The 24,313-nt window shown below is 56.2% G+C and carries 19 protein-coding genes and 2 pseudogenes; 11 read left to right on the forward strand and 10 right to left on the reverse strand.

Annotated elements, in window-relative coordinates; genetic code table 11:
• Positions 1–270 precede the first annotated feature (270 nt).
• Positions 271–612, reverse strand: coding sequence for a DUF1971 domain-containing protein (locus tag HWQ14_RS18650; protein WP_176610610.1), 342 nt, complete (start codon positions 610–612; stop codon positions 271–273).
• Between the two features lie 543 nt (positions 613–1,155).
• On the opposite strand from HWQ14_RS18650, the gene phoP reads away from it, so the two are divergent.
• From phoP to HWQ14_RS18665, 3 genes are all read left to right on the forward strand, one after another.
• Positions 1,156–1,827 carry a two-component system response regulator PhoP gene (phoP, locus tag HWQ14_RS18655; protein WP_148421705.1) on the forward strand — a complete coding sequence of 224 codons (672 nt, stop codon included), beginning with the start codon at positions 1,156–1,158 and terminating at the stop codon, positions 1,825–1,827.
• The gene (phoQ, locus tag HWQ14_RS18660) at positions 1,827–3,290 is read left to right on the forward strand and encodes a two-component system sensor histidine kinase PhoQ (protein WP_148421706.1); all 1,464 of its coding nucleotides are present in this window, start codon (positions 1,827–1,829) and stop codon (positions 3,288–3,290) included. Before phoP ends, phoQ begins: the two co-directional genes overlap by 1 nt.
• Positions 3,291–3,381: 91 nt before the next feature.
• Positions 3,382–4,503 carry a cupin domain-containing protein gene (locus HWQ14_RS18665; RefSeq protein WP_176610611.1) on the forward strand — a complete coding sequence of 374 codons (1,122 nt, stop codon included), beginning with the start codon at positions 3,382–3,384 and terminating at the stop codon, positions 4,501–4,503.
• A 43-nt stretch (positions 4,504–4,546) separates the two neighbouring features.
• Here the strand turns inward: HWQ14_RS18665 and pepT are convergent, their stop codons facing one another.
• Complete coding sequence (gene pepT / locus HWQ14_RS18670) at positions 4,547–5,770, reverse strand: peptidase T (protein ID WP_176610612.1); 1,224 nt, start codon at positions 5,768–5,770, stop codon at positions 4,547–4,549.
• Between the two features lie 237 nt (positions 5,771–6,007).
• On the opposite strand from pepT, the gene potA reads away from it, so the two are divergent.
• Genes potA through potD form a run of 4 tightly spaced genes read left to right on the forward strand, consistent with a single transcriptional unit; the run spans position 6,008 to position 9,816 of the window.
• Positions 6,008–7,156, forward strand: a complete 1,149-nt coding sequence (potA, locus tag HWQ14_RS18675; protein WP_176611231.1) for a spermidine/putrescine ABC transporter ATP-binding protein PotA — start codon at positions 6,008–6,010, stop codon at positions 7,154–7,156.
• Complete coding sequence (potB, locus tag HWQ14_RS18680) at positions 7,140–7,997, forward strand: spermidine/putrescine ABC transporter permease PotB (RefSeq protein ID WP_148421710.1); 858 nt, start codon at positions 7,140–7,142, stop codon at positions 7,995–7,997. The genes potA and potB overlap by 17 nt, the downstream gene beginning before the upstream one ends.
• Positions 7,994–8,785 carry a spermidine/putrescine ABC transporter permease PotC gene (gene potC / locus HWQ14_RS18685; RefSeq protein ID WP_015570805.1) on the forward strand — a complete coding sequence of 264 codons (792 nt, stop codon included), beginning with the start codon at positions 7,994–7,996 and terminating at the stop codon, positions 8,783–8,785. Before potB ends, potC begins: the two co-directional genes overlap by 4 nt.
• Positions 8,782–9,816: a spermidine/putrescine ABC transporter substrate-binding protein PotD gene (potD, locus tag HWQ14_RS18690; protein ID WP_148421711.1), complete on the forward strand. Its 1,035-nt coding sequence runs from the start codon at positions 8,782–8,784 to the stop codon at positions 9,814–9,816. Before potC ends, potD begins: the two co-directional genes overlap by 4 nt.
• Positions 9,817–9,850: 34 nt before the next feature.
• Here the strand turns inward: potD and cobB are convergent, their stop codons facing one another.
• From cobB to lolC, 5 genes and pseudogenes are all read right to left on the reverse strand, one after another.
• Positions 9,851–10,672, reverse strand: coding sequence for a Sir2 family NAD+-dependent deacetylase (gene cobB / locus HWQ14_RS18695; RefSeq protein ID WP_148421712.1), 822 nt, complete (start codon positions 10,670–10,672; stop codon positions 9,851–9,853).
• A 14-nt stretch (positions 10,673–10,686) separates the two neighbouring features.
• Positions 10,687–11,599: pseudogene (gene nagK / locus HWQ14_RS18700) on the reverse strand (N-acetylglucosamine kinase).
• Between the two features lie 54 nt (positions 11,600–11,653).
• Entirely contained in the window at positions 11,654–12,898 is a 1,245-nt protein-coding gene (lolE, locus tag HWQ14_RS18705; RefSeq protein WP_176610613.1) for a lipoprotein-releasing ABC transporter permease subunit LolE, read from the reverse strand.
• Positions 12,898–13,599: a lipoprotein-releasing ABC transporter ATP-binding protein LolD gene (gene lolD, locus HWQ14_RS18710; RefSeq protein WP_176610614.1), complete on the reverse strand. Its 702-nt coding sequence runs from the start codon at positions 13,597–13,599 to the stop codon at positions 12,898–12,900. Before lolD ends, lolE begins: the two co-directional genes overlap by 1 nt.
• Complete coding sequence (gene lolC, locus HWQ14_RS18715) at positions 13,592–14,791, reverse strand: lipoprotein-releasing ABC transporter permease subunit LolC (protein ID WP_176610615.1); 1,200 nt, start codon at positions 14,789–14,791, stop codon at positions 13,592–13,594. The genes lolD and lolC overlap by 8 nt, the downstream gene beginning before the upstream one ends.
• Before the next feature lie 255 nt (positions 14,792–15,046).
• On the opposite strand from lolC, the gene HWQ14_RS18720 reads away from it, so the two are divergent.
• The 3 genes and pseudogenes from HWQ14_RS18720 to ldtC all read left to right on the forward strand — a co-directional run bounded on the left by HWQ14_RS18720 (position 15,047) and on the right by ldtC (position 20,823).
• A complete protein-coding gene (locus HWQ14_RS18720) occupies positions 15,047–16,120 on the forward strand; it encodes an acyltransferase family protein (protein ID WP_176610616.1) in 1,074 nt (357 codons plus the stop codon).
• Positions 16,121–16,265: 145 nt separating this feature from the next.
• Positions 16,266–19,712: a transcription-repair coupling factor gene (gene mfd, locus HWQ14_RS18725; RefSeq protein WP_176610617.1), complete on the forward strand. Its 3,447-nt coding sequence runs from the start codon at positions 16,266–16,268 to the stop codon at positions 19,710–19,712.
• Positions 19,713–19,856: 144 nt separating this feature from the next.
• Positions 19,857–20,823: pseudogene (gene ldtC / locus HWQ14_RS18730) on the forward strand (L,D-transpeptidase LdtC).
• A 77-nt stretch (positions 20,824–20,900) separates the two neighbouring features.
• On the opposite strand, the gene bhsA reads toward ldtC, so the two are convergent.
• The gene (gene bhsA / locus HWQ14_RS18735; protein ID WP_176610618.1) at positions 20,901–21,158 is read right to left on the reverse strand and encodes a multiple stress resistance protein BhsA; all 258 of its coding nucleotides are present in this window, start codon (positions 21,156–21,158) and stop codon (positions 20,901–20,903) included.
• 244 nt (positions 21,159–21,402) lie between these two features.
• Between bhsA and HWQ14_RS18740 the strand changes: the two genes are divergently transcribed.
• The gene (locus tag HWQ14_RS18740) at positions 21,403–22,038 is read left to right on the forward strand and encodes a TetR/AcrR family transcriptional regulator (RefSeq protein WP_176610619.1); all 636 of its coding nucleotides are present in this window, start codon (positions 21,403–21,405) and stop codon (positions 22,036–22,038) included.
• Positions 22,039–22,097: 59 nt separating this feature from the next.
• On the opposite strand, the gene HWQ14_RS18745 is transcribed toward HWQ14_RS18740, so the two are convergent.
• Positions 22,098–22,637, reverse strand: a complete 540-nt coding sequence (locus tag HWQ14_RS18745; protein ID WP_148421721.1) for a glycine zipper 2TM domain-containing protein — start codon at positions 22,635–22,637, stop codon at positions 22,098–22,100.
• A 194-nt stretch (positions 22,638–22,831) separates the two neighbouring features.
• Positions 22,832–24,136 (reverse strand): NAD(P)/FAD-dependent oxidoreductase, encoded by a 1,305-nt coding sequence (locus tag HWQ14_RS18750; RefSeq protein ID WP_148421722.1) that lies wholly within the window; start codon positions 24,134–24,136, stop codon positions 22,832–22,834.
• Between the last annotated feature and the right edge of the window lie 177 nt (positions 24,137–24,313).

The raw sequence follows: 24,313 nt of genomic DNA on the forward strand, positions 1-24,313 counted from the left end.
CGCAAATAAAAAGGCCGCCTTAAGCAGCCTCTTTGAAAAATTATCCGTTCAACGGGCGGGTTCACTCGTTACATCCTCATTCGGGAGCGGGTAAAACGGTGCCTCCTGAGACAGATACTCCTGATAATCACCCCTCTGTAACAGCGACAGCTCTGCGCAAAGTTCCTGTTCGCCGTAGTCGACCCGCTTTGAAAACTGAAAGAAGAATTTCATCATACCGTTTCTGTTCTCTGATGCGGCTCCCTGGTTGTGGTTGAGGGAGCCAGACGACTATGCTTTTTTAGCGCTGTAAACTTCTTCACCAGCGAAGGAAGGTTCAGCCCAGAAGTTGATATTAAACTGAGCATCATCGGTCATCTCAATGCGATGCCAGTACTGTGGTGGGCTGGTTGCGAAGCTGCCAGCGTTTATTACCACTTTCACTTCCGGCTCTGTCGCCTCTTCATTCGCAAAGCCATAGTAGGTCACTGTTCCTTCCATAACGCAAAGCTGACCAAAGACTCCGGCAGCGGTATTGTGATGGCTGAGAAGAGCAGCTGGAACATTTTCCTTTGTAAAAAAGGGAGTGGAACGTTTGATCGTCCAGTGGCTGGGAATTCTTTGATGGCTCATACATACCTCCTGCAATAAAGATGCATTTAAAATACACCTTATGATTTTCACTGTAAAGGCAATTGAGAATAAAAATCATTAACAGGAAATGCTTTTGGGACGCCCGGCAGCACGCTTACAGGATCGGGCAGACGTATAGGTGAAATTTTCATCGTATGCCGGAGGGATACCTGCCCTCTGCCCGTGGAAAAAGCTGCGCGCCTTCAACAGTCTATAAACAGATGGCTGTTTTCTCCGAAACGCGGAAGCTTACGCTCGCAACTCGGTTAATATTACGCGCTCCGTATAAGAGCGTATTGAGGGTGAAGCCTGTCCCGGACGGCCAGCGCTAACCCTCTTCTGGTACCGGCCCCAGATAAGGCACAAACGTTGCAGCAGATTGAATCCATGTAAAGGCCATGTCCAGTTAACATGCTGGATAATCAAACGCCTGCAGCGATGCGTTCGGGGGAATGAAAACACTCATTTAATTTCATGACGCTGGTTTCAAACCCTGTAATCAGCGTTAAACTATTCATATTATTTATTAATGGAGAAGCGATAATGCGCGTACTGGTTGTTGAAGATAACGCATTGCTACGCCATCACCTGAAGGTTCAGCTTCAGGAGATGGGCCATCAGGTGGACGATGCCGAAGATGCGAAAGAAGCCGATTATTATCTCAATGAACACCTGCCGGATATCGCCATTGTCGATTTAGGGTTGCCTGACGAAGACGGCCTGTCCCTTATCCGCCGCTGGCGCAGCCATGATATTTCTCTCCCGGTGCTGGTGCTGACTGCCCGTGAAGGCTGGCAGGACAAGGTTGAAGTGCTGAGCGCAGGCGCGGACGATTACGTTACCAAGCCGTTCCATATAGAAGAGGTGGCTGCGCGCATGCAGGCGCTGCTGCGCCGCAACAGCGGGCTGGCGTCGCAGGTGATCTCACTGCCGCCGTTCCAGGTGGATCTCTCCCGCCGCGAATTTTCGATTAACGATGAGGTCATTAAGCTGACCGCATTTGAATACACCATTATGGAAACGCTGATCCGAAACAGCGGGAAGGTGGTGAGCAAAGATTCCCTGATGCTTCAGCTTTATCCGGATGCCGAGCTGCGCGAAAGCCACACTATTGACGTGCTGATGGGCCGTTTACGTAAAAAAATTCAGGCGCAGTACCCGCATGAGGTGATCACCACCGTGCGCGGTCAGGGCTACCTGTTCGAATTACGCTGATGAAAGGAATTTTGCGCCACATTTTGCCCCTTTCGCTGCGGGTGCGTTTTCTGCTGGCTACCGCTGCCGTAGTGATGGTGCTGTCTCTTTCTTACGGGATGGTGGCTCTGGTCGGGTATAGCGTAAGCTTCGATAAAACCACCTTCCGCCTGTTACGCGGGGAAAGTAACCTATTTTATACCCTGGCGAAATGGGAAAACAACCGGATCACCGTCGAGATGCCGGAAAACCTGAATCAGCAGAGTCCGACGCTGGCGCTGATCTACGATGAAAAGGGAAAATTGCTCTGGGCGCAGCGTAATGTCCCCTGGCTGAAAAAACGCATCCGGCCGGAATGGCTGAAAACCAACGGTTTTCATGAGATAGAAGCCGATCTCAACTCCACCAGCACCCTGCTGCATGACGATCGCGCGTTACAGAACAGGCTCAACGAGATCCGTGAAGAAGATGACGACACGGAGCTGACCCACTCGGTGGCCATCAACCTTTATCCCGCCACGGTGCACATGCCGCAGTTGACCATTGTGGTGGTAGACACGATACCGGTGGAGCTGAAACGCTCATATATGGTCTGGAACTGGTTCGTCTATGTTCTGGCCGCCAACCTGCTGCTGGTGATCCCCCTGCTGTGGGTCGCTGCGTGGTGGAGCTTGCGCCCGATTGAATCCCTGGCCAAAGAGGTGCGCGAGCTGGAGGAGCATCACCGCGAGAAGCTTAACCCGGAGACCACGCGCGAACTGACCAGCCTGGTGCGCAACCTCAACCGCCTGCTGAAAAGCGAGCGAGAACGCTACGACAAATATCGTACGACCCTCACCGACCTTACGCACAGCCTGAAAACGCCGCTGGCGGTGATGCAAAGCACCCTGCGCTCAATGCGCAGTTCAAAGATGAGCGTTGATGATGCCGAGCCGGTAATGCTGGAACAGATCAGCCGCATATCACAGCAGATAGGTTATTACCTGCACCGGGCAAGTATGCGCTCCGGAAGCGCCCTGCTGAGCCGGGAGCTGCACCCGGTTGCCCCGCTGCTGGATAACCTGACCTCCGCGCTGAACAAGGTATACCAGCGTAAAGGGGTCAATATCAGCCTCGATATTTCACCGGAAATTAGCTTTGTCGGTGAGAAAAATGACTTTATGGAGGTGATGGGCAACCTGCTTGATAACGCCTGTAAATACTGCCTGGAGTTTGTCGAGGTGTCCGCGCGCGTTACGGATAACGAACTGCATATTATCGTTGAGGACGACGGCCCCGGCATTCCCCGCAACAAACGTGAGGTGGTATTCGATCGCGGTCAACGCGCCGACACCCTGCGTCCGGGACAAGGGGTGGGATTGTCCGTCGCCCGTGAAATTGTCGATCAGTACGATGGCAGGATCGAAACCGGCGAAAGTTTGCTGGGCGGCGCCCGAATGGAGGCCATTTTTGGCCGCCAGCAGCCTGTATCGAACGATAGTTAACCCGTTATGTGAAAAATACGCGGATCGCGCACCCAGGGTTCTGTGCTTCCGTTATAATCCGTCTCAGTAAGAGCCTGCGGAATACAAAAATATGGATTATCAATTAACGCTTAACTGGCCCGAATTTATTGAACGTTACTGGCAAAAGCGCCCGGTCGTTCTTAAGCGCGGGATCAGCAATTTTATCGACCCTATCTCCCCTGACGAGCTTGCCGGTCTGGCGATGGAAAACGAGGTGGACAGCCGTCTGGTAAGCCACCAGGACGGAAAATGGCAGGTCAGCCACGGTCCATTTGAAAGTTACGATCACCTGGGCGAGAGCAACTGGTCTTTACTGGTACAGGCGGTTAACAACTGGCACGAACCTACCGCAGCCTTAATGCGTCCTTTCCGCGCCCTGCCAGACTGGCGAATGGACGATCTGATGATCTCCTTCTCCGTTCCGGGGGGCGGCGTTGGCCCGCATCTGGACCAGTACGACGTGTTTATCATTCAGGGCACCGGCCGCCGCCGCTGGCGCGTGGGCGAGAAAGTGCCGATGAAGCAGCACTGTCCGCACCCGGACCTGCTTCAGGTTGATCCGTTTGAAGGGATTATTGACGAGGAGCTGGAGCCGGGCGACATCCTATATATCCCGCCAGGATTCCCGCATGAGGGTTATTCTCTGGAAAACTCGCTTAACTATTCTGTCGGCTTCCGCGCGCCAAGCGGCCGCGAAATGATCAGCGGATTCGCTGACTATGTGTTGCAGCGCGAGCTGGGCAGCCACCGTTACAGCGATCCGGACGTACCGTCGCGTGAGCACCCGGCAGATATTCTGCCAGAGGAGCTGGATAAGCTGCGCGGCATGATGCTGGATCTGATCAACGAGCCGGAGCACTTCAGGCAGTGGTTTGGCGAGTTTATCAGCCAGTCGCGTCACGAGCTGGACGTCGCACCGCCGGAGCCGCCGTATCAGGCAGATGAAATTTACGATGCGCTCCAGCAGGGCGATAAGCTGGTGCGTCTGGGCGGGTTACGCGTCCTGCGCATTGGCGAAGAGGTTTTCGTGAACGGCGAGAAGCTCGACTCCCCGCACCGCCCGGCGCTGGAAGCCATTGCCAGCCACATGGTGTTGACCGCGGATACCTTTGGCGACGCGCTGGACGACCCTTCTTTCCTCGCCATGCTGGCCGCGCTGGTAAACAGCGGCTACTGGTTTTTTGAAGACTAAGTCGTGATTGTGCCGGGTAGCGCTTCGCTTACCCGGCAACGCCTCATCGCTTCGCGGTTAACTCTGCAATTCGCACAATCACCTGCACCGCTTTCTCCATCCCTTCCAGCGTCACGAACTCATGCTTGCCGTGATAGTTATACCCGCCGGTAAACAGGTTCGGGCACGGCAGCCCCATAAACGACAGCTGTGAACCATCGGTGCCGCCGCGGATCGGTTTCAACACCGGTTCGATGTCGCAATCGCGCATCGCCTGCTGAGCGATATCAAGAATGTGCGGATGCGCCATCACCTTCTCGCGCATATTGTAATAGCTGTCTTCGATAATCAGCTCAATATAGCAGTCCGGGTGCAGCCCCTTGCCGACCTTCTTCGCGATCTCCATCATCTTGCGCTTGCGCGCCTCAAAGGCTTTGCGGTCAAAATCGCGGACGATGTAGTGCATCTGCGCGCTGTCTACGGTTCCCTTGATGCTGGTCAGGTGATAAAAACCTTCATACCCTTCCGTCATCTCCGGGCTCTCTTCGGCCGGAACTTCCGCATGAATGCGAGCGGCAAGCGACAGCGCATTGACCATCACCCCTTTCGCCGACCCCGGGTGCACGTTATTACCGACGATTTTGATGGTCACCGATGCCGCGTTGAAGTTCTCATACTCAAGTTCACCCACGCCGCCGCCATCAACGGTGTAGGCCCACCGGGCGTTGAAAGCCTCAACGTCAAAGTGTTTTGCCCCTTTCCCCACTTCCTCATCCGGCGTGAAGGCCACGCGAATGTCGCCATGGGGAATATTTTTGCCCTTCAGCACCGCCAGCGCCGTCACGATCTCGGCGATGCCCGCTTTGTCATCGGCGCCCAGCAAGGTTTTGCCGTCGGTAGTGATTAACGTCTGCCCAAGCAGCTGATGCAGGACCGGGAACATCACCGGCGACAGCACTTCATCGCCAATCCCCAGCGCAATATCACCGCCGCGGTAGTTTTCAACAATCTGCGGGTTAACGTGTTTACCGCTAAAATCGGGTGAAGTATCGACATGAGAAATAAAGCCAATAGCCGGGATATCTCCGTCCACGTTCGCCGGCAGCGTTCCCATCACGGTCCCTTTTTCGCTCAGCGTGACGTTCACCAGCCCCATGGCCTCAAGCTGCTCTTTCAAAAGGTTTAGCAGCTTCCACTGGCCTTCAGTGCTGGGCACCTGTCGGACACCCGGTTTAGATTGGGTATCCAGCGAAACGTAATGTAAAAAACGCTCAAGTAGTTTATCCATGCAGTCACCCTCACTTTTTGTGACAACATTATCATTAAGCAGCAAAACGCAAATATTGCGTCAGGTCACTTTTATCCCGCAAACGAGAACTTTTTACGTTTATATCGTTCTGCGTTAATAAATGTAGCTTATGAATAAGGGAGAAGGATTGGCGATTCAATGGGTTTGCCGTAGAATGTCCGCCCTCATTACGAGTCACCAAGGTGGTTACACACAAACCCCGCTTCAGTCTGCTGCCTGAGGCGTCTATATGGGACAGCGCGAAAATTGAATACACAACCCCGTTCCCTTTCACCACTGGTGCAACTGGAACGAATTCGTAAAAGTTTTGATGGCAAAGACGTCATTTCCGACCTCAACCTGACCATCAATGACGGTGAGTTTCTCACGCTGCTTGGCCCCTCCGGCTGCGGCAAAACCACCGTACTGCGCCTTATCGCCGGGCTGGAAAGCGTCGATAACGGCCATATCCATCTTGAGAACCAGGACATTACCCAGGTTCCTGCCGAAGACCGCCACGTCAACACCGTCTTTCAGAGCTATGCCCTGTTCCCGCACATGACCGTGTTTGAAAACGTGGCGTTTGGCCTGCGCATGCAAAAAACGCCCGCCAGCGAGATCCCGCCGCGCGTCACTGAGGCCCTGCGGATGGTGCAGCTGGAGGCGTTCGCCCAGCGCAAGCCGCATCAGCTTTCCGGCGGCCAGCAGCAGCGTGTGGCCATCGCCCGCGCCGTGGTCAATAAGCCGCGCCTGCTCCTGCTGGATGAGTCGCTCTCCGCGCTGGACTACAAGCTGCGCAAGCAGATGCAGAACGAGCTGAAGGCGCTTCAGCGCAAGCTCGGCATTACGTTCGTGTTCGTCACCCACGATCAGGAAGAGGCTCTGACCATGTCAGACCGTATCGTGGTGATGCGCGACGGTAAAATTGAACAGGACGGCACGCCGCGTGAAATTTACGAAGAGCCGAAAAACCTGTTCGTCGCCAGCTTCATAGGCGAAATCAATATCTTTAACGCTACGGTGATTGAGCGCCTGGACGAACAGCGCGTTCGCGCGAACGTCGAGGGCCGCGAATGCAATATTACCGTCAACTTTGCCGTCGAAAAGGGACAAAAGCTTAACGTCCTGCTGCGCCCGGAAGATCTCCGCGTTGATGAGATCCACGATACGGCTGAAGTCGAAGGTCTGATCGGTTACGTTCGCGAACGTAACTATAAAGGGATGACCCTCGAATCCGTAGTGGAGCTGGAAAACGGCAAAATGGTAATGGTCAGCGAGTTCTTTAACGAGGACGATCCGGACTTTGACCATTCGCTGGATCAGAAAATGGTCATCAACTGGGTAGAAAGCTGGGAGGTTGTACTGGCTGATGAAGAACACGAGTAAGTTCCAGAATGTGGTGATTGCCACGATCGTCGGTTGGCTTGTGTTGTTTGTCTTTCTTCCCAACCTGATGATCATCGTAACCAGCTTCCTGACCCGCGACGACGCAAACTTCGTTGCGCTGGTCTTTACGCTGGACAACTACGCGCGCCTGCTCGATCCGCTCTATTTTGACGTGCTGCTGCACTCGCTCAATATGGCGCTGATTGCCACCGTTGCCTGCCTGGTGCTGGGGTATCCGTTCGCGTGGTTCCTGGCACGCCTGCCGCAGAAAGTGCGCCCGCTGCTGCTGTTTTTACTCATTGTGCCGTTCTGGACCAACTCGCTAATCCGCATCTACGGGCTGAAAATCTTCCTCAGCACGAAAGGCTATCTGAACGAGTTTCTGCTGTGGCTGGGGGTAATCGATACGCCGATCCGCATCATGTTCACGCCGGGCGCGGTGATCGTCGGGCTGGTTTATATCCTGCTGCCGTTTATGGTGATGCCGCTCTACTCCAGCATTGAAAAGCTCGATAAGCCGCTGCTGGAAGCGGCAAAAGACCTGGGCGCCAGCCGGCTGCAAACCTTTATCCGCATCATTATTCCGCTGACCATGCCGGGCATTATCGCCGGCTGCCTGCTGGTGATGTTACCTGCGATGGGTCTGTTCTACGTGTCGGACCTGATGGGCGGCGCGAAAAACCTGCTGATCGGCAACGTGATTAAGAGCCAGTTCCTGAACATCCGCGACTGGCCGTTCGGCTCGGCCACCAGCATTACGCTGACGGTGGTGATGGGGCTGATGCTGCTGGTCTACTGGCGTGCCTCGCGCCTGCTGAACAAGAAGGTGGAGCTGGAATGATCGGTCGACTGCTTCGCGGCGGTTTTATGACCGCCATTTATGCGTATCTCTATATTCCGATTATCATTTTAATCGTGAACTCGTTTAACAGCTCCCGCTTCGGGATTAACTGGCAAGGCTTTACCACCAAATGGTATGGCCTGCTGATGAACAATGACAGCCTGCTCCAGGCCGCGCAGCACTCGCTGACGATGGCGGTGTTTTCTGCCACCTTCGCCACGCTGATTGGCTCGCTGACCGCCGTGGCGCTGTACCGCTACCGTTTCCGCGGGAAGCCGTTCGTCAGCGGCATGCTGTTTGTGGTGATGATGTCCCCGGATATCGTGATGGCCATTTCACTACTGGTGCTGTTTATGCTGCTGGGCGTCCAGCTCGGCTTCTGGTCGCTGCTGTTCTCGCATATCACCTTCTGCCTGCCGTTCGTGGTGGTCACGGTCTATGCGCGTCTGAAAGGGTTCGATGTGCGAATGCTGGAAGCAGCGAAAGATCTCGGTGCCAGCGAGATGACGATTCTGCGCAAAATCATCCTGCCGCTGGCGATGCCTGCCGTGGCCGCCGGGTGGCTGCTCAGCTTTACCCTGTCGATGGACGATGTGGTGGTCTCCTCCTTCGTCACCGGGCCGAGCTATGAAATTCTGCCGTTAAAGATCTACTCAATGGTTAAGGTCGGTGTTTCACCCGAAGTGAACGCGCTGGCGACGATTCTGCTGGTGTTATCGCTGGTTCTGGTCATCGCCAGCCAGGTTATTGCTCGTGATAAAACAAAATCTCAGGGGACACAGAAATGAAAAAAATGCTAGCCGCCGCGGCACTGGTGCTCGGAATGGGTGCCGCGCATGCTGATGACAGCAAAACGCTCTATTTCTACAACTGGACCGAGTACGTGCCGCCGGGCCTGCTGGAACAGTTCACCAAAGAGACAGGCATCAAGGTGATCTATTCCACCTATGAGTCGAATGAAACCATGTACGCCAAGCTTAAAACCTACAAAGATGGCGCGTATGACCTGGTGGTGCCGTCGACCTATTTCGTCGACAAAATGCGCAAGGAAGGCATGATCCAGAAGATCGACAAAACGAAGCTAACCAATTTTTCAAACCTCGATCCGGAGATGCTTAACAAGCCGTTTGACCCGAATAACGACTACTCCATCCCGTATATCTGGGGTGCGACGGCAATTGGCGTTAACAGCGACGCCATCGATCCCAAAACGGTTTCAGGCTGGGCCGACCTGTGGAAACCGGAATACAAAAGCAGCCTGCTGTTAACCGACGATGCGCGCGAAGTGTTCCAGATCGCGCTGCGTAAACTTGGATACTCCGGCAACACCACCGATCCAAAAGAGATCGAGGCGGCTTATAACGAGCTGAAAAAGCTGATGCCAAACGTGGCGGCGTTCAACTCGGACAACCCGGCCAACCCGTATATGGAAGGTGAGGTGAATCTGGGCATGGTCTGGAACGGCTCTGCGTTTGTAGCGCGTCAGGCCGGTACGCCGCTGGAAGTGGTCTGGCCGAAAGAAGGTGGGATCTTCTGGATGGACAGCCTCTCGATTCCGGCCAACGCGAAAAACGTCGATGGCGCGCTGAAGCTGATTAACTTCCTGCTGCGCCCTGACGTGGCAAAAGAGGTTGCGGAAACCATCGGTTACCCGACGCCAAACCTGGCCGCACGCAAGCTGTTAAGCCCCGACGTTGCGAACGATAAATCGCTCTATCCGGATGCGGAAACCGTCAGCAAAGGCGAATGGCAGAACGACGTCGGTGATGCGAGCCGCCTTTATGAAGAGTATTACCAGAAGCTAAAGGCGGGTCGATAAACTATAACGGGCGATGTAAAGTCGCCCGTTACGCTTACAGCCCCTTCAGAAGTTTATCCACAAAGGCCGGCACCACTTCACTCGCCAGGCCGTAATGCTTCTCTTCAAACTCGCTTCCTACCTGGCTTGGCTCCAGATTGAGCTCCACCGTGTGGGCGCCCTGCAGTCGCGCTTCGTGCACAAATCCCGCGGCCGGATAGACATGCCCTGAGGTGCCGATAGCGATAAAGACGTCCGCCATCGCCAGCGCACTGTAGATATCGTCCATCCCCAGCGGCATTTCACCAAACCAGACCACGTGCGGGCGCAGACGCGAAGGGAACTGGCAGCAGTGGCACCGGTCCTCGTCCAGCACGTCCTCTTTCCAGTCCAGCACCTGGCCGCTCCAGGCACAGCGCACCTTGAGCAGTTCGCCATGCATATGGATGATATTGTGGTTACCGGCTCTTTCATGAAGGTTGTCGATATTCTGCGTGACCAGCAGAAAACGATCCCCCAGCGCTTCCTCCAGCCTGGCCAGCGCCAGGTGCGCCGCGTTTGGCGCAATCTCCGGCTGCTGAAGCTGGCGGCGACGGGCGTTGTAAAACGCCTGCACCAGCGCCGGATCGCGGGCAAAGCCTTCCGGCGTCGCCACGTCTTCAACCCGATGCTCTTCCCACAGCCCGTCCGCTGCGCGGAAGGTCTGAATACCGGATTCAGCGGAGATCCCCGCCCCGGTTAACACCACCACTCTGGGTTTGTCCATCGCTTCTGGCATCATCCTGTCTCTGAAAAAGATCCGCTGACGCAGGCGTTCACGTAAGCGGCGTTTATTTTTGCGAAAACGGCTGAGTCGACCCTGGCGACGCGACAGCATAGTAACCTCGTAAACTAATCGGTGAGATGAAGGAATGCGGCTCCGCGCATGCCTCCTGCGTCCCCGTGTCGCGCACGCTCAATGCGCGGCACGCGGGCAACCGGCAATAAATGTCGGGGCAAACGCCCGGACAACCGTTCCGTAATCGCGGTAAAGTTTGACAGCCCTCCCCCGATCACCAGCAGGTCCGGGTCAACGATGGTCAGGATATTTCCCAGACACACCGCCAGCAGGTCGAGATAGCGTTCAACGTGCTCTCGCGCCTGCGCATCCCCTTGTTCCCACAAGGTAATGATTTGGGGGGCCTCACGTTTCTGATGATAGAAGTGTTCATACAGCCATGCAAACCCCCGTCCCGACAGATAGTTTTCAATGCAGCCGTGCTGGCCGCAGCCGCAGCGGGTAAGCGGGAAATCGCGCCCGACTACGTCCAGCGCGTCCACCGGGAGACGAATGTGGCCAAATTCGCCGGTGATGTAGCTGCGCCCGGTGATGGGTTTGCCGTTAATGACAATCCCCCCCTCCGACGCCCGTGCCGAGGATCAGCCCCATCACCAGCGGGTAGCGACGAAACTCGTCGTCCCAGGCTTCGGAGAGGGCAAAGCAGTTGGCATCGTTGTCTAAGCGCACGTCGCGTTCAAGGAGGGCAGAAAGATCGGCGCGCAGCGGCTTGCCGCTGGCGGCGGGAACGTTGGCGGCATACAGCGTGCCGTCGTCGGTTTCGGGCATACCCGGAATACCAATGCCGACGCTGCCCTTGACGCCAAAGCGTTCATCCGCCTGCGCCACCAGCGCGGCGATGGCGGTTAAAAATTCATCGTAGCTATCGCGCGGCGTGGGCACGCGGGTTTCCCACTGGAGTTTGAGATCGTTATCAAAAACGCCCAGCGCAATCTTGGTGCCGCCAATATCAAATCCGTAATACATGATGCATTCCTCTGCTTGATTCAGCGGCCAAAAGACCGCTAAACCATGACGAAATTACTGGCCACTTAATACCCTCGCCGGATCGATACGGCTTGCGCGACGCGCCGGATACCAGCTTGCCAGCAGACTCAGTAAAAGTGCCGTAACCAGCACATAAATAACGTCCAGCCAGTGCAGTTCAGACGGCAGGAAGTCAATAAAATAGATATCGCCCGACAGGAACTGATGGCCAATGAGCTTTTCAATCCCGTTGATAATCGGCGTCAGCTGGAGGGAAACCACCACGCCGATCGCCACGCCGCAGAGGCTGCCAAACAGCCCCGCCAGCAAACCGTACCAGACGAAGATGGCGCGGATAAGACCGTCTTTCGCCCCAAGGGTACGCAGCACGGCAATGTCGCCGCTCTTGTCCTTAACCGCCATGACCAGCGTTGAGACGATGTTAAAGCACGCCACACCAATCACCAGCACCATCGCCAGATACATAATCGCGCGGATCATCTGGATATCACGGTACATATAGCCGTAAGTGCCGATCCAGCTTTTGATGTAAACGTAGCTATTGGTCACGCTGCCGGCATCGCGCACCAGCGTGTTGGCGTTAAAGACGTCGTTAACCTTGATGGCAATACCCGTCACGCTGTCGGGCATATCGAGGTACTGCCGCGCATCTTCCAGCGGCACCATCGCAAAGCTATGGTCAAGCTGGCCGCTCAGCTGAAGAATGCCGGTAACGTGCAGACGTACGCGCTTAGGCTGCTGCAATTTGTGGTCAGCGCTGGCGTTCGGGATCATGATCGATACCCAGTCGCCCTGCTTCACCTTCAGCGCATCGGCAACGCCTTTGCCCATGATGATCTGCTGCTCGCCGGCCTTAAAGTTTGCCCATGCGCCATTTTGCACGTAGCGCGGCAGCGCGCTCAGGCGCGCTTCCTGACGCGGATTTACCCCTTTCACCTGAATGGCGCGCAGGTTCACCCCGCTCTCCACCAGCCCGGTAAAGTTAATATAAGGAGCAGCCGCGGCAATGCCGGGCACGTTTTCCACTTTGTTAAGGGCATTGCTCCAGTCAGACCACGGCTGGTTAACCGGCTCGATTTCACCATGGGGCACAACGGCCAGAATGCGGTTATTCAGCTCACGCTCAAAGCCGTTCATGGCGCTCAGCCCGACGATCAGCACCGCCACGCCAAGGGCAATACCGATTGTGGAGATTACGGAGATAAGCGACACCATTCCGCTCCGGCGACGACCGCGGCTGAAGCGTAACCCGATGAGTAACGATAACGGTGAAGCCATTACTCCGCTCCCATCAGGGTCAGTTCTGCATTCAGGTGGCCATCGCGCATTTCCAGCTGACGCCCCATCCGTTTAGCCAGCTGCAGATCGTGGGTTACCACCAGAAACGCGGTGCCCTGCGAGGCGTTCAGCTCGCCAAGAAGCTGGAAAATGCTGTCCGCGTTGCGCGCGTCGAGGTTACCGGTCGGTTCATCCGCCAGCACCAGCCGCGGATTATTGACCAGCGCGCGGGCAATCGCCACGCGCTGACGCTCGCCGCCGGAGAGCTCGGACGGGCGGTGATTACCGCGATGACCGAGCCCTACCGCTTTCAGCATGTCGCTGGCGCGGGCGTTGATCTCTGCCGGCTTCTTTTTACCAATCAGCAGCGGTATCGCCACGTTTTCCAGCGCGGTGAAGTCCGGCAGCAGATGGTGGAACTGGTAGATAAAGCCCAGCTCGCGGTTACGCAACTCGGCTTTCGCCGTAGAGGACATTTTGCTCAACGGCTGGCCGGAGAAGATCACATCGCCTTCGGTTGGCGTGTCCAGCCCGCCCAGCAGGTGCAGCAGCGTACTTTTGCCGGAGCCGGAGCTGCCGACAATCGCCATCATTTCGCCTTCACCCACGCTAAAACTCACATTGTGCAGCACGTCGGTCTGCACGGTGCCTTCCTGATAGCGTTTGGACAGGTTGTCGCATTGCAACAGGATCTTATTCATAACGTAAAGCCTCAGCGGGTTGAGTGGCGGCAGCGCGCCAGGAAGGATAAAGCGTAGAAAGCAGCGCAACGGCCATCACGGCCAGCGCAATACCGACCACCTGCAGCGGCTCGATAGCCACCGGCAGCGCCGCGCCATCAAGCAGCGCGCCGATAATCGGCATGAGGTTATTCAGCTGGCTGGCCAGCAGCGCGCCCAGCGCCGCGCCCAGCAGCGCGCCGATGATGCCGGCGCTGGCACCCTGGACCATAAACACCGCCATAATCTGGCGCGGCGTCAGCCCCTGGGTTTGCAGAATGGCGACTTCGCCCTGCTTCTCCATCACCATCAGACCCAGCGAGGTGATGATGTTAAAGGCGGCAACGGCCACGATCAGGCTCAGCAGCAGCCCCATCATGTTTTTCTCCATGCGCACGGCCTGGAACAGCTCACCTTTACGCTCGCGCCAGTCCTGCCATTTTGCCCCTTCCGGCAGCGCCTGCTGGCTGAGGGTATCCACCTTCAGCGGCGCGTCCAGCCACAGGCGCCAGCCGGTGATATTGCCCGCCGGATAACGCATCAGACGCGAGGCGTCCTGAATGTTGACCAGCATCTGATAGCCGTCGACTTCGCTGTTCGCCGCAAAGGTGCCAATCACGTTGAACAGGCGCTGGCTCGGCAGGCGCCCCATCGGCGTAAACTGGCTGGCCGAGGGCACCATCACGCGCAGCCGATCGCCACGGTTGACGCCAAGCTGCCCGGCGAGCTGCTCGCCGAGGATCACGTTATATTTGCCTGCCTGCAGGTCGGTTTGTTTCACATTGACCAGGAACGGCGTCAGCGGGTCTTTTTGTGCTGGATCGATACCCAGCATCACCCCCACCGCCACGCTGCGGGCGCTCTGCAGCACCACATCACCCGTCGTGAGCGGCGCAACGCGCGTGACGCCCTGTAACTTCGCCGCGCTTTCCGGCAGCTGCTGTGGGTTAACGGAACCGTTAGTCGAAGAGAGTACGGCCTGCGGCATCAGCCCCAGGATATTGTTTTGCAGCTCGCGCTCGAAGCCATTCATGACGGAAAGCACCGTCACCAGCGCCATCACGCCAAGCGTAATGCCGATGGTTGAAAGCCAGGAGACAAAGCGACCGAAGCGGTCCGCGGCGCGCCCACGCATGTAACGTAAGCCTATGAAGAGTGCGACAGGTTGATACATGAAATCCGTCTGTTTGCTGGTAGCAGACCCACGAGTATATAAGCGAATCCGCTGAGCGTAAATGACTGAAACCGTAAGATTTGGTAATCATTTTTCCGAAAAATTCAGATAAATCATCATGCTACTGCCTGAAGTTGCGCCAGCCAGCCTCCACCTTTTCCGAAAATCGTCCTGATACAGACTGTTACCCGTTACATCAGGTTTTCAATTTACAACAATCGGCCTTTCGTTTATGGCAAAAGGTCTTCACGCACGATGAAACAAAAAGCATTATGGATTAACCAGATAAAGGGGCTGTGCATCTGTCTGGTGGTGATTTACCACTCGGTGATCACCTTTTATCCGCACCTGGACGGCCTTCAGCACCCGTTATCGGGCCTGCTCGCCAAATGCTGGGTCTACTTTAACCTTTATCTTGCTCCGTTCCGTATGCCGGTATTTTTCTTTATCTCCGGCTATTTAATCCGTCGCTATATTGACGACGTGAACTGGCGGGACAGCCTCGACAAGCGGATCTGGAGCATTGTCTGGGTGCTGGCCCTGTGGGGCGTACTGCAATGGCAGGCGCTAACCCATCTGAATGCCTGGCTCGCGCCCGAGCGTGAGCTGGCCACATCCTCCAATGCGGCTTACGCCGATTCTGTCTCAGGGTTTGTGCTGGGCATGCTCACGGCCAGCACCAGCCTGTGGTATCTGTACGCTCTGGTGGTCTACTTTACCCTCTGTAAGCTGCTGAGCCGCTGGAAACTGCCGGTGTTAGGGCTTCTGGCGCTGGCAAGCGTCGCGATCAACTTCCTGCCGCTGCCGTGGTGGGGCATGAACAGCGTGGTGCGCAATATGGTCTACTACAGCATCGGCGCATGGTACGGCGCGCAGCTGATGGCGTGGATGAAAGGGCTGAATCTGCGCCGCGGCTGGCTGGTGCTTATTGCATCCGGGGCGGTGTCGGTAGCGCTTTGGTTCGCTAACGTCCCGCTGCCGCTCTCTTTGCTGTCGATCGTAGTTATCATGAAGCTCTTCTACAGCGTCGAGCAGCGTTATGCCGTTCACCCCAATAACCTGCTGAACGTCATTGGCTCAAACACCATCGCCATTTATACCACTCACCGTATTTTAATCGAGGCGTTTAGCCTGCTCCTGATTGGCGAAATGAACGCGGCGTACTGGCCGGTGTGGGCTGAGCTGGCGCTGATTCTGGTCTATCCGTTTGTCAGCCTCCTCGTCTGCACCCTGGCTGGGCTGGGGGTTCGCAAGCTATCCACCGCCCTCTTTGGCGATCTTTTCTTCTCCCCTCCCGCGCGTCTTACGCCGCAGCCCGCCAGCCGCTAACCTTCCCTGCCCCCATCCGGGGGCACTTTTCCTCTTGTGCGGTTACGATTTGCTTATGCAAAACGATCGAGGATAATAAAGACATTGCGTATCAGTGATATGCCCCAATACTGTTGGTATATCCCAAAGAGACTCTGACATAGCCATGCCTGAACACTATCGTTACTCCTTGCCTGTTAAAGCAGGTGACCAACGCCAGCTGGGCGAACTTACAGGCGCGGCCTGCGCCACGCTGGTGGCGGAAATTGCTGAACGGCATCCAGGGCCGGTGGTGCTGGTTGCCCCGGACATGCAAAACGCCCTGCGCCTGCACGACGAAATTCGTCAGTTCACCGACAGTCTGGTATTCAGCCTGGCCGACCGGGAAACGCTTCCCTATGACAGTTTCTCCCCGCACCAGGAGATAATCTCCTCGCGCCTGTCGACCCTGTATCAGCTTCCCACCATGCAGCGCGGCGTGCTGATTGTGCCGGTAAATACGCTGATGCAGCGCGTCTGTCCGCACAGCTATCTGCACGGCCATGCGCTGGTGATGAAAAAAGGCCAGCGCCTGTCGCGCGACGCCCTGCGCGTGCAGCTGGACGGTGCCGGTTATCGTCATGTCGACCAGGTAATGGAGCACGGCGAATACGCAACGCGCGGCGCGCTGCTGGATCTCTATCCGATGGGCAGCGACCAGCCGTATCGTCTGGATTTCTTCGATGATGAGATCGACAGCCTTCGCGTGTTCGACGCCGACACCCAGCGCACGCTGGAAGAGGTCGAATCCATTAACCTGCTGCCCGCCCATGAGTTCCCGACGGATAAAACCGCCATCGAACTGTTCCGCAGCCAGTGGCGCGACAGGTTCGACGTGAAGCGCGATGCCGAACATATCTATCAGCAGGTCAGCAAAGGGACTCTGCCTGCCGGGATTGAATACTGGCAGCCGCTGTTCTTTAACGAACCCTTGCCTGCGCTGTTCAGCTATTTCCCGGCGAATACGCTGATTGTGAATACCGGTGATATCGACGCCAGCGCCAGTCGCTTTGAAAGCGAGACCCGCGCGCGCTTTGAAAACCGGGGCGTAGACCCGATGCGTCCGCTGCTGCCGCCGGAAATGCTGTGGCTGCGCACCGACGAGCTGAACGCCGAGCTGAAACGCTGGCCGCGCATGCAGCTCAAAACCGATTCCCTTGCGGACAAGGCGGCGAATACCAATCTGGCGTTCAGAACGCTGCCCGATCTTTCCGTGCAGGCGCAGCAGAAAGCGCCGCTGGATAATCTGCGCAAGTTTCTTGAGTCCTTTACCGGACCGGTGGTGTTCTCCGTAGAGAGTGAAGGCCGTCGTGAAGCGCTGGGCGAACTGCTGGGGCGGATTAAGATAGCGCCGAAGCGCATTCTTCGCCTGAGCGAAGCGACAGGCAATGGCCGTTACCTGATGATCGGGGCCGCCGAGCACGGATTCATTGATACGCTCAATAACCTGGCGCTGATTTGCGAAAGCGATCTGCTGGGCGAGCGCGTGGCGCGTCGTCGTCAGGACAGCCGTCGCACCATCAACCCGGACACGCTGATCCGCAACCTGGCCGAGCTGCACCCCGGGCAGCCGATCGTTCACCTGGAGCACGGCGTGGGCCGCTATCAGGGGATGACCACCCTTGAAGCAGGCGGCATCAAAGGTGAATACCTGATGCTGACCTACGCTAACGACGCCAAACTGTACGTGCCGGTGTCGTCCCTGCACCTCATTAGCCGCTACGCCGGGGGCGCGGAAGAGAACGCGCCGCTGCACAAGCTGGGCGGCGACGCCTGGGCCCGCGCGCGGCAGAAGGCGGCGGAAAAAGTGCGCGACGTGGCCGCCGAGCTGCTGGACATTTACGCCCAGCGTGCGGCCAAAGAGGGCTATGCGTTTAAGCATGATAAAGAGCAGTACCAGCTGTTCTGCGACAGCTTCCCGTTTGAAACCACGCCGGACCAGGCTCAGGCCATCAACGCCGTGCTGAGCGACATGTGCCAGCCGCTGGCGATGGACCGGCTGGTGTGCGGCGACGTGGGCTTCGGTAAAACGGAAGTGGCGATGCGCGCCGCTTTCCTGGCCGTTGAGAACAACAAGCAGGTGGCCGTGCTGGTGCCCACCACCCTTCTTGCCCAGCAGCACTTTGACAACTTCCGCGACCGCTTCGCCAACTGGCCGGTACGTATTGAGATGCTGTCCCGTTTTCGCAGCGCCAAAGAGCAAACGCAGATCCTGGAGCAGGCCAGCGAAGGCAAAATCGATATTCTCATTGGCACCCACAAGCTGCTGCAAAGCGACGTGAAGTGGAAAGATTTAGGGCTTCTGATCGTCGATGAAGAGCACCGCTTCGGGGTGCGCCATAAAGAGCGCATCAAAGCGATGCGCGCCGACGTCGACATCCTGACCCTGACCGCAACGCCGATCCCGCGTACGCTTAACATGGCGATGAGCGGCATGCGCGATCTGTCGATTATTGCCACCCCACCGGCGCGCCGTCTGGCGGTGAAAACCTTCGTACGCGAGTACGACAATCTGGTGGTACGCGAGGCGATCCTGCGTGAAGTGCTGCGCGGTGGCCAGGTTTATTATCTCTATAACGATGTCGAAAACATCCAGAAAGCCGCCGACAGGCTGGCGGAGCTGGTGCCGGAAGCGCGCATCGCCATTGGCCACGGCCAGATGCGCGAGCGCGAGCTTGAGCGGGTGATGAATGATTTCCACCACCAGCGCTTCAACGTGCTGGTGTGTACCACCATTATTGAGACCGGCATCGATATTCCAACCGCGAACACGATTATTATCGAACGCGCGGATCACTTCGGTCTGGCCCAGCTGCACCAGCTGCGGGGGCGCGTCGGGCGTTCGCACCATCAGGCCTATGCGTGGCTGCTTACGCCGCATCCGAAGGCGATGACCACCGACGCGCAAAAGCGTCTGGAAGCTATCGCCTCGCTGGAAGATCTGGGCGCTGGCTTTGCGCTGGCGACGCACGACCTGGAGATCCGCGGCGCCGGTGAGCTGCTGGGTGAAGATCAGAGCGGCTCTATGGAAACCATCGGTTTCTCGCTGTACATGGAGCTGCTGGAAAATGCCGTCGACGCCCTTAAGGCCGGACGTGAACCGTCTCTGGAAGATCTCACCAGCCAGCAGACCGAAGTGGAGCTGCGCATGCCTTCCCTGCTGCCAGATGATTTCATTCCTGACGTGAACACTCGCCTGTCATTCTACAAACGCATTGCCAGCGCGAAAAGCGAAGGCGAGCTGGAAGAGATCAAAGTCGAGCTGATCGACCGTTTCGGCATACTGCCCGACCCGGCGCGCAACCTCCTTGATATTGCCCGACTGCGTCAGCAGGCGCAGAAGCTGGGGATCCGCAAGCTTGAAGGCAACGAAAAAGGCGGCGTGATTGAGTTTGCCGAGAAGAACCATGTCGATCCGATGTGGCTGATTGGCCTTCTGCAAAAACAGCCGCAGCATTTCCGACTAGATGGCCCGACGCGCCTGAAATTTACGCAGGATCTGACGGAACGTAAAACCCGCATGGACTGGGTGCGTAACTTTATGCGCCAGCTGGAAGAAAACGCCATCGCCTAAGCCGCTCCCCCGCCAGCGCCCGGCTGGTGGGGGACAATTTACAAACTCTTTGCACTTCGCCCGATCTTCCCGACTATACATTCGCCATAATTATCATTAACCCCTTATAAAACAATAACCTTATCATTTATATGGATTTTGATAATGATGACCTCTTCGCGTTTTACCCGCTGGCTAACCGTGTTTGCGCTGGCCGCAGCGGTTGCCGTTGCGCTCCCCGCCGGAGCCAATACCTGGCCACTTCCTCCTCCCGGCAGCAACGTGGTGGGGGAAAACCGCTTTCACGTGGTTGAAAACGATGGCGGTTCGCTTGAAGCCATTGCCAAAAAATATAACGTCGGGTTCCTGGCGCTGCTGCAGGCCAACCCGGGCGTTGACCCTTACGTTCCTCGTGCCGGCAGCGTGCTGACTATTCCGCTGCAAACCATACTGCCGGACGCGCCGCGTCAGGGGATTGTGATAAACCTCGCCGAGCTGCGTCTTTACTATTACCCGCCGGGGAAAAATGAAGTAACCGTCTACCCTATCGGCATCGGCCAGCTGGGGGGGCGATACGCTCACGCCGACCATGGTGACCACCGTCTCCGACAAGCGCGCTAATCCAACCTGGACTCCGACGGCAAATATCCGCGCCCGCTATAAGGCGCAGGGTATCGATCTCCCTGCCGTGGTACCTGCGGGCCCGGATAACCCGATGGGGCACCATGCCATTCGCCTGGCGGCATACGGTGGAGTTTACCTGCTGCACGGAACAAATGCGGATTTCGGGATCGGGATGCGCGTCAGTTCCGGCTGTATTCGCCTGCGTGATAACGACATCAAAACGCTGTACAGCGTGATCTCACCGGGGACGAAAGTGAATATTATCAATACCCCGATTAAGGTGTCTGAAGAGCCGGGCGGCGTCCGTCTGGTAGAGATCCACCAGCCGTTATCGAAAAACATCAACGACGATCCGCAGACGCTGCCTATTAACCTGAATGCGGCGATGGTGAGCTTTAAAACGAATGCGAATACCGATGGCACGGTAATGGAGCGGGCGATGGAGGCACGTTCGGGTATGCCGACTGACGTCACGCGCCATCCCGACATCGCTCAGCAGTCGCTGTAATCAAGCCATAACGAAAAACGCCCTGCTTGTGCAGGGCGTTTTTTATTGCAGTGGCATAACGGAGGGTTGCGTTACGCTTATTTGTAGATAACTGCGGTACCGTGCAGGGTGTTAGGACCGGTCACGGAGGTGATGCGGAACGATTTTGCACCCATTGCGTCAGCTTTTTGCGCCAGCTGATCTTCCAGAGAGCCCAGGTTAGTCCCGGCAGTGGCGGAGATGGTACCGACTTTTTGCTGGTCTGCTGGAGTAGATTGCACTTCAACAGCAGCGAAGCTTGCGAAAGAGAGTGAACTCAGAACGGCGGCAGCGATGAGGGTTTTAACGTTTTTCATAATTTATACCTTTGGGCAGATGATGTAGTGGTCGTTAGCTATTTACTTAACGATCGATAGGTAAATGATAGGTGTGATCCAGGTCACACGTCAACCCATTTTTATAACGACCATTAAATTAATTTCATTTCCCTTATTTTTCATGAAGATAAAATTAAATTTTTTTTCAGAAATCACCGCTGGTGATAGCTGACGTTTATTTTTATAATGATTATTCAACAAAACAACTGAGGACCAACGGCACATGACAACCGACGTCACGAGTTGCGCAAAAAAAAGCCGTGGCCGACCAAAAGTGCTCGACAGGGATGCGGCGCTCGATAAGGCCATGACGCTCTTCTGGCAGCATGGGTATGAAGCCACCTCGCTTTCCGACCTGGTGGAAGCAACCGGCGCAAAAGCCCCTACCCTGTATGCAGAGTTCACCAACAAAGAGGGCCTGTTCCGGGCCGTTCTGGACAGATACATCTCGCGCTTCGCGGCAAAACACGAAGCGCAGCTGTTCTGTGAAGAGAAAACGGTAGAACAGGCGTTGCAGGATTATTTCTGCGCGGTCGCCACCTGCTTTACCAGTAAAGACACCCCGGCGGGCTGTTTTATGATCAACACTTCCGCCACCCTCGCGGCATCGTCAAAAGAGATAGCCAACACGGTTAAATCACGTCATGCGATGCAGGAGGAGACCCTAAGCACGTTTCTGGCACAGCGCCAGCAGCGCGGCGAAATACCGGCGCACTGCCGTCCGCAGGAGCTTGCCCGGTATCTGAGCTGTATTTTGCAGGGTATGTCGATCAGCGCCCGTGAAGGCGCGACGCTTGAAAAGTTACAGAGCATTACGCAGACAACGCTGCGCCTGTGGCCTGAGCTGCTAAAACTCTGAGGCAAAAAAAAGCTCCTCAGCCTGAGCGCATGAGGAGCTAAGTTCAGAGAACATCTTTTTTACACTTTGTTATTCAGTATCAGCTGACCATTCCCGTCCAGTGGGATCTGCGTGCCGGGGTCTCTGTCCATGCGGATTTTGCCCTGCTGATCGCCAATTTTGTAAGTCACGTCGTAACCCAGCATTTTTTCCGATTTGTCATAAACGGTTTTGCAGCGCTGCTGCGTCGTGGTGTAGGTGTCATTTTCCTGCATGGCGCCCTGCACCTGATTACCGGCATAGCCACCGCCCAGCGCGCCGACAACCGTCGCCACGTCCTTACCGCGTCCACCGCCGAACTGATGGCCAATCACCCCACCCGCGACCGCACCCAGCACGGAGCCGGCGATACGGTTTTCATCCTGAACCGGACGACGATGGGTAACAGAAACGTTACGGCACTCCTGACGAGGCGTTTTGATCGTCTCTTTAATGGGAGTAGCGGAAACAACCTGAGCGTACTGCGGGCCACGATCCAGAACGTTGAGACTGGCAACGGCAGCCACACCTAACGCAGCAGCGACGCCAATCCCTATACCCGCCAACATTGATTTATTCACGGGACTTCCTCCTTTGTTGCTATTGAGAGCAAGTTTGCAACGCGGCAAGCGCTTCGCCAATAAGATAAAGGATCAAAAACAGGGAGGTTGATAAGGGATATATCGTCTTTAAGAGAACTCTTAGGCACTCAGGGGGAAATGAGCAGCATGATATGCTAAAAACTCCCTCCGGCGGGCCCGGAGGGAGAGAATAATTAGTGCAGCTTCAGACGCGGGCGGATCACGCGGTTGATTCGACCGACCAGCATCATCAAGCCGGTTTTGAAGTAGCCGTGCAGCGCTATCTGGTGCATACGGTACAGAGAAATGTACACGAAGCGTGCGATACGCCCTTCAACCATCATTGAGCCGCGCATCAGGTTGCCCATCAGGCTGCCCACGGTGGAGAAGTTTGAGAGCGATACCAGAGAGCCGTGATCTTTGTAGACATAGGCTTTCATCGGTTTGCCTTTTATCTGCGCCAGGATGTTATGCAACACGAGGCTTGCCATCTGGTGTGCAGCCTGAGCGCGCGGTGGCACAAATCCGCCCTCCGGACGCGCGCAGGAGGCGCAGTCACCGATGGCGAAGATGTCCGGATCGCGCGTGGTTTGCAGCGTCGGCTCCGTCACCAGCTGGTTAATGCGGTTCGTCTCCAGCCCACCGATGTCCTTCATGAAATCAGGCGCTTTGATCCCTGCGGCCCATACCATCAGGTCGGCCTGGATGTATTCCCCGTCTTTGGTGTGCAGACCGCCCTCGTCCGCGCTGGTTACCATGGTCTGGGTCAGTACGCGCACGCCCAGTTTGGTCAGCTCGTTATGCGCAGCGCCGGAAATGCGCGGCGGCAGCGCAGGCAGAATGCGCTCACCCGCTTCCACCAGCGTGACGTTCAGCGCTTCGTTGGTCAGCCCTTTGTAGCCATAGCTGTGAAGCTGCTTCACCGCGTTGTGCAGTTCGGCCGACAGTTCAACGCCCGTTGCGCCGCCGCCCACGATGGCGATATTGACCTTACCGTTGGCACCCATGTTGCTGGTGTACTTCAGGAACAGGTTAAGCATCTCCTGATGGAAACGACGCGCCTGATGCGGGTTATCCAGGAAGATGCAGTGCTCCTTCACGCCCGGGGTATTGAAGTCGTTAGAGGTGCTGCCCAGCGCCATTACCAGCGTGTCATAAGCCAGCTTGCGCTCGGGAACCAGCAGCTCGCCTTTATCGTCGCGCAGCTCTGCCAGCGTAATGGTTTTGTTTTCACGGTTGATGTCTACCACAGAACCCAGCTGGAACTGGAAATGATGGTTACGCGCATGGGCCAGATAGCTCAGCGCATCAACGCCCTCATCCAGCGAACCGGTCGCCACTTCGTGCAGCAGCGGTTTCCACAGGTGGCTGTGGTTACGATCCACAAGCGTAATTTTGGCTTTCTTGCCGCGGCCCAGCTTTTTACCCAGCTGCGTCGCCAGCTCAAGCCCGCCAGCACCACCGCCGACAATCACTATCTTTTTCAATGGCGTAGTCAACGTGACCCCCTCAAATTATTAACCAATTGTTAATTAAAAGTTATAGAAATAACCCTTAATTAACAACAGGTTACTGCGCTGAAACCATTCAGATTCATTGAGAATAGCACGTCAGGCGCATTGGTCATACCAAAATTGATATGTATCAAGTTTTGATGGTTTAAAAGTAGACAACTC

It is taken from the genome of Enterobacter cloacae (genome assembly GCF_013375935.1).
GTDB lineage: Bacteria > Pseudomonadota > Gammaproteobacteria > Enterobacterales > Enterobacteriaceae > Enterobacter > Enterobacter pasteurii.

What these genes read in the sequence shown, in the direction of transcription:
- potC (WP_015570805.1), top strand. Translation starts at nt 7,994, where the DNA reads ATGATCGGTCGACTGCTTCGCGGCGGTTTTATGACCGCCATTTATGCG.
- pepT (WP_176610612.1), bottom strand. Translation starts at nt 5,770, where the DNA reads ATGGATAAACTACTTGAGCGTTTTTTACATTACGTTTCGCTGGATACC.
- mfd (WP_176610617.1), top strand. Translation starts at nt 16,266, where the DNA reads ATGCCTGAACACTATCGTTACTCCTTGCCTGTTAAAGCAGGTGACCAA.
- phoQ (WP_148421706.1), top strand. Translation starts at nt 1,827, where the DNA reads ATGAAAGGAATTTTGCGCCACATTTTGCCCCTTTCGCTGCGGGTGCGT.
- HWQ14_RS18665 (WP_176610611.1), top strand. Translation starts at nt 3,382, where the DNA reads ATGGATTATCAATTAACGCTTAACTGGCCCGAATTTATTGAACGTTAC.
- lolC (WP_176610615.1), bottom strand. Translation starts at nt 14,791, where the DNA reads ATGTATCAACCTGTCGCACTCTTCATAGGCTTACGTTACATGCGTGGG.
- potB (WP_148421710.1), top strand. Translation starts at nt 7,140, where the DNA reads ATGAAGAACACGAGTAAGTTCCAGAATGTGGTGATTGCCACGATCGTC.
- lolD (WP_176610614.1), bottom strand. Translation starts at nt 13,599, where the DNA reads ATGAATAAGATCCTGTTGCAATGCGACAACCTGTCCAAACGCTATCAG.
- potD (WP_148421711.1), top strand. Translation starts at nt 8,782, where the DNA reads ATGAAAAAAATGCTAGCCGCCGCGGCACTGGTGCTCGGAATGGGTGCC.
- cobB (WP_148421712.1), bottom strand. Translation starts at nt 10,672, where the DNA reads ATGCTGTCGCGTCGCCAGGGTCGACTCAGCCGTTTTCGCAAAAATAAA.
- lolE (WP_176610613.1), bottom strand. Translation starts at nt 12,898, where the DNA reads ATGGCTTCACCGTTATCGTTACTCATCGGGTTACGCTTCAGCCGCGGT.
- HWQ14_RS18720 (WP_176610616.1), top strand. Translation starts at nt 15,047, where the DNA reads ATGAAACAAAAAGCATTATGGATTAACCAGATAAAGGGGCTGTGCATC.
- bhsA (WP_176610618.1), bottom strand. Translation starts at nt 21,158, where the DNA reads ATGAAAAACGTTAAAACCCTCATCGCTGCCGCCGTTCTGAGTTCACTC.
- HWQ14_RS18650 (WP_176610610.1), bottom strand. Translation starts at nt 612, where the DNA reads ATGAGCCATCAAAGAATTCCCAGCCACTGGACGATCAAACGTTCCACT.
- HWQ14_RS18740 (WP_176610619.1), top strand. Translation starts at nt 21,403, where the DNA reads ATGACAACCGACGTCACGAGTTGCGCAAAAAAAAGCCGTGGCCGACCA.
- phoP (WP_148421705.1), top strand. Translation starts at nt 1,156, where the DNA reads ATGCGCGTACTGGTTGTTGAAGATAACGCATTGCTACGCCATCACCTG.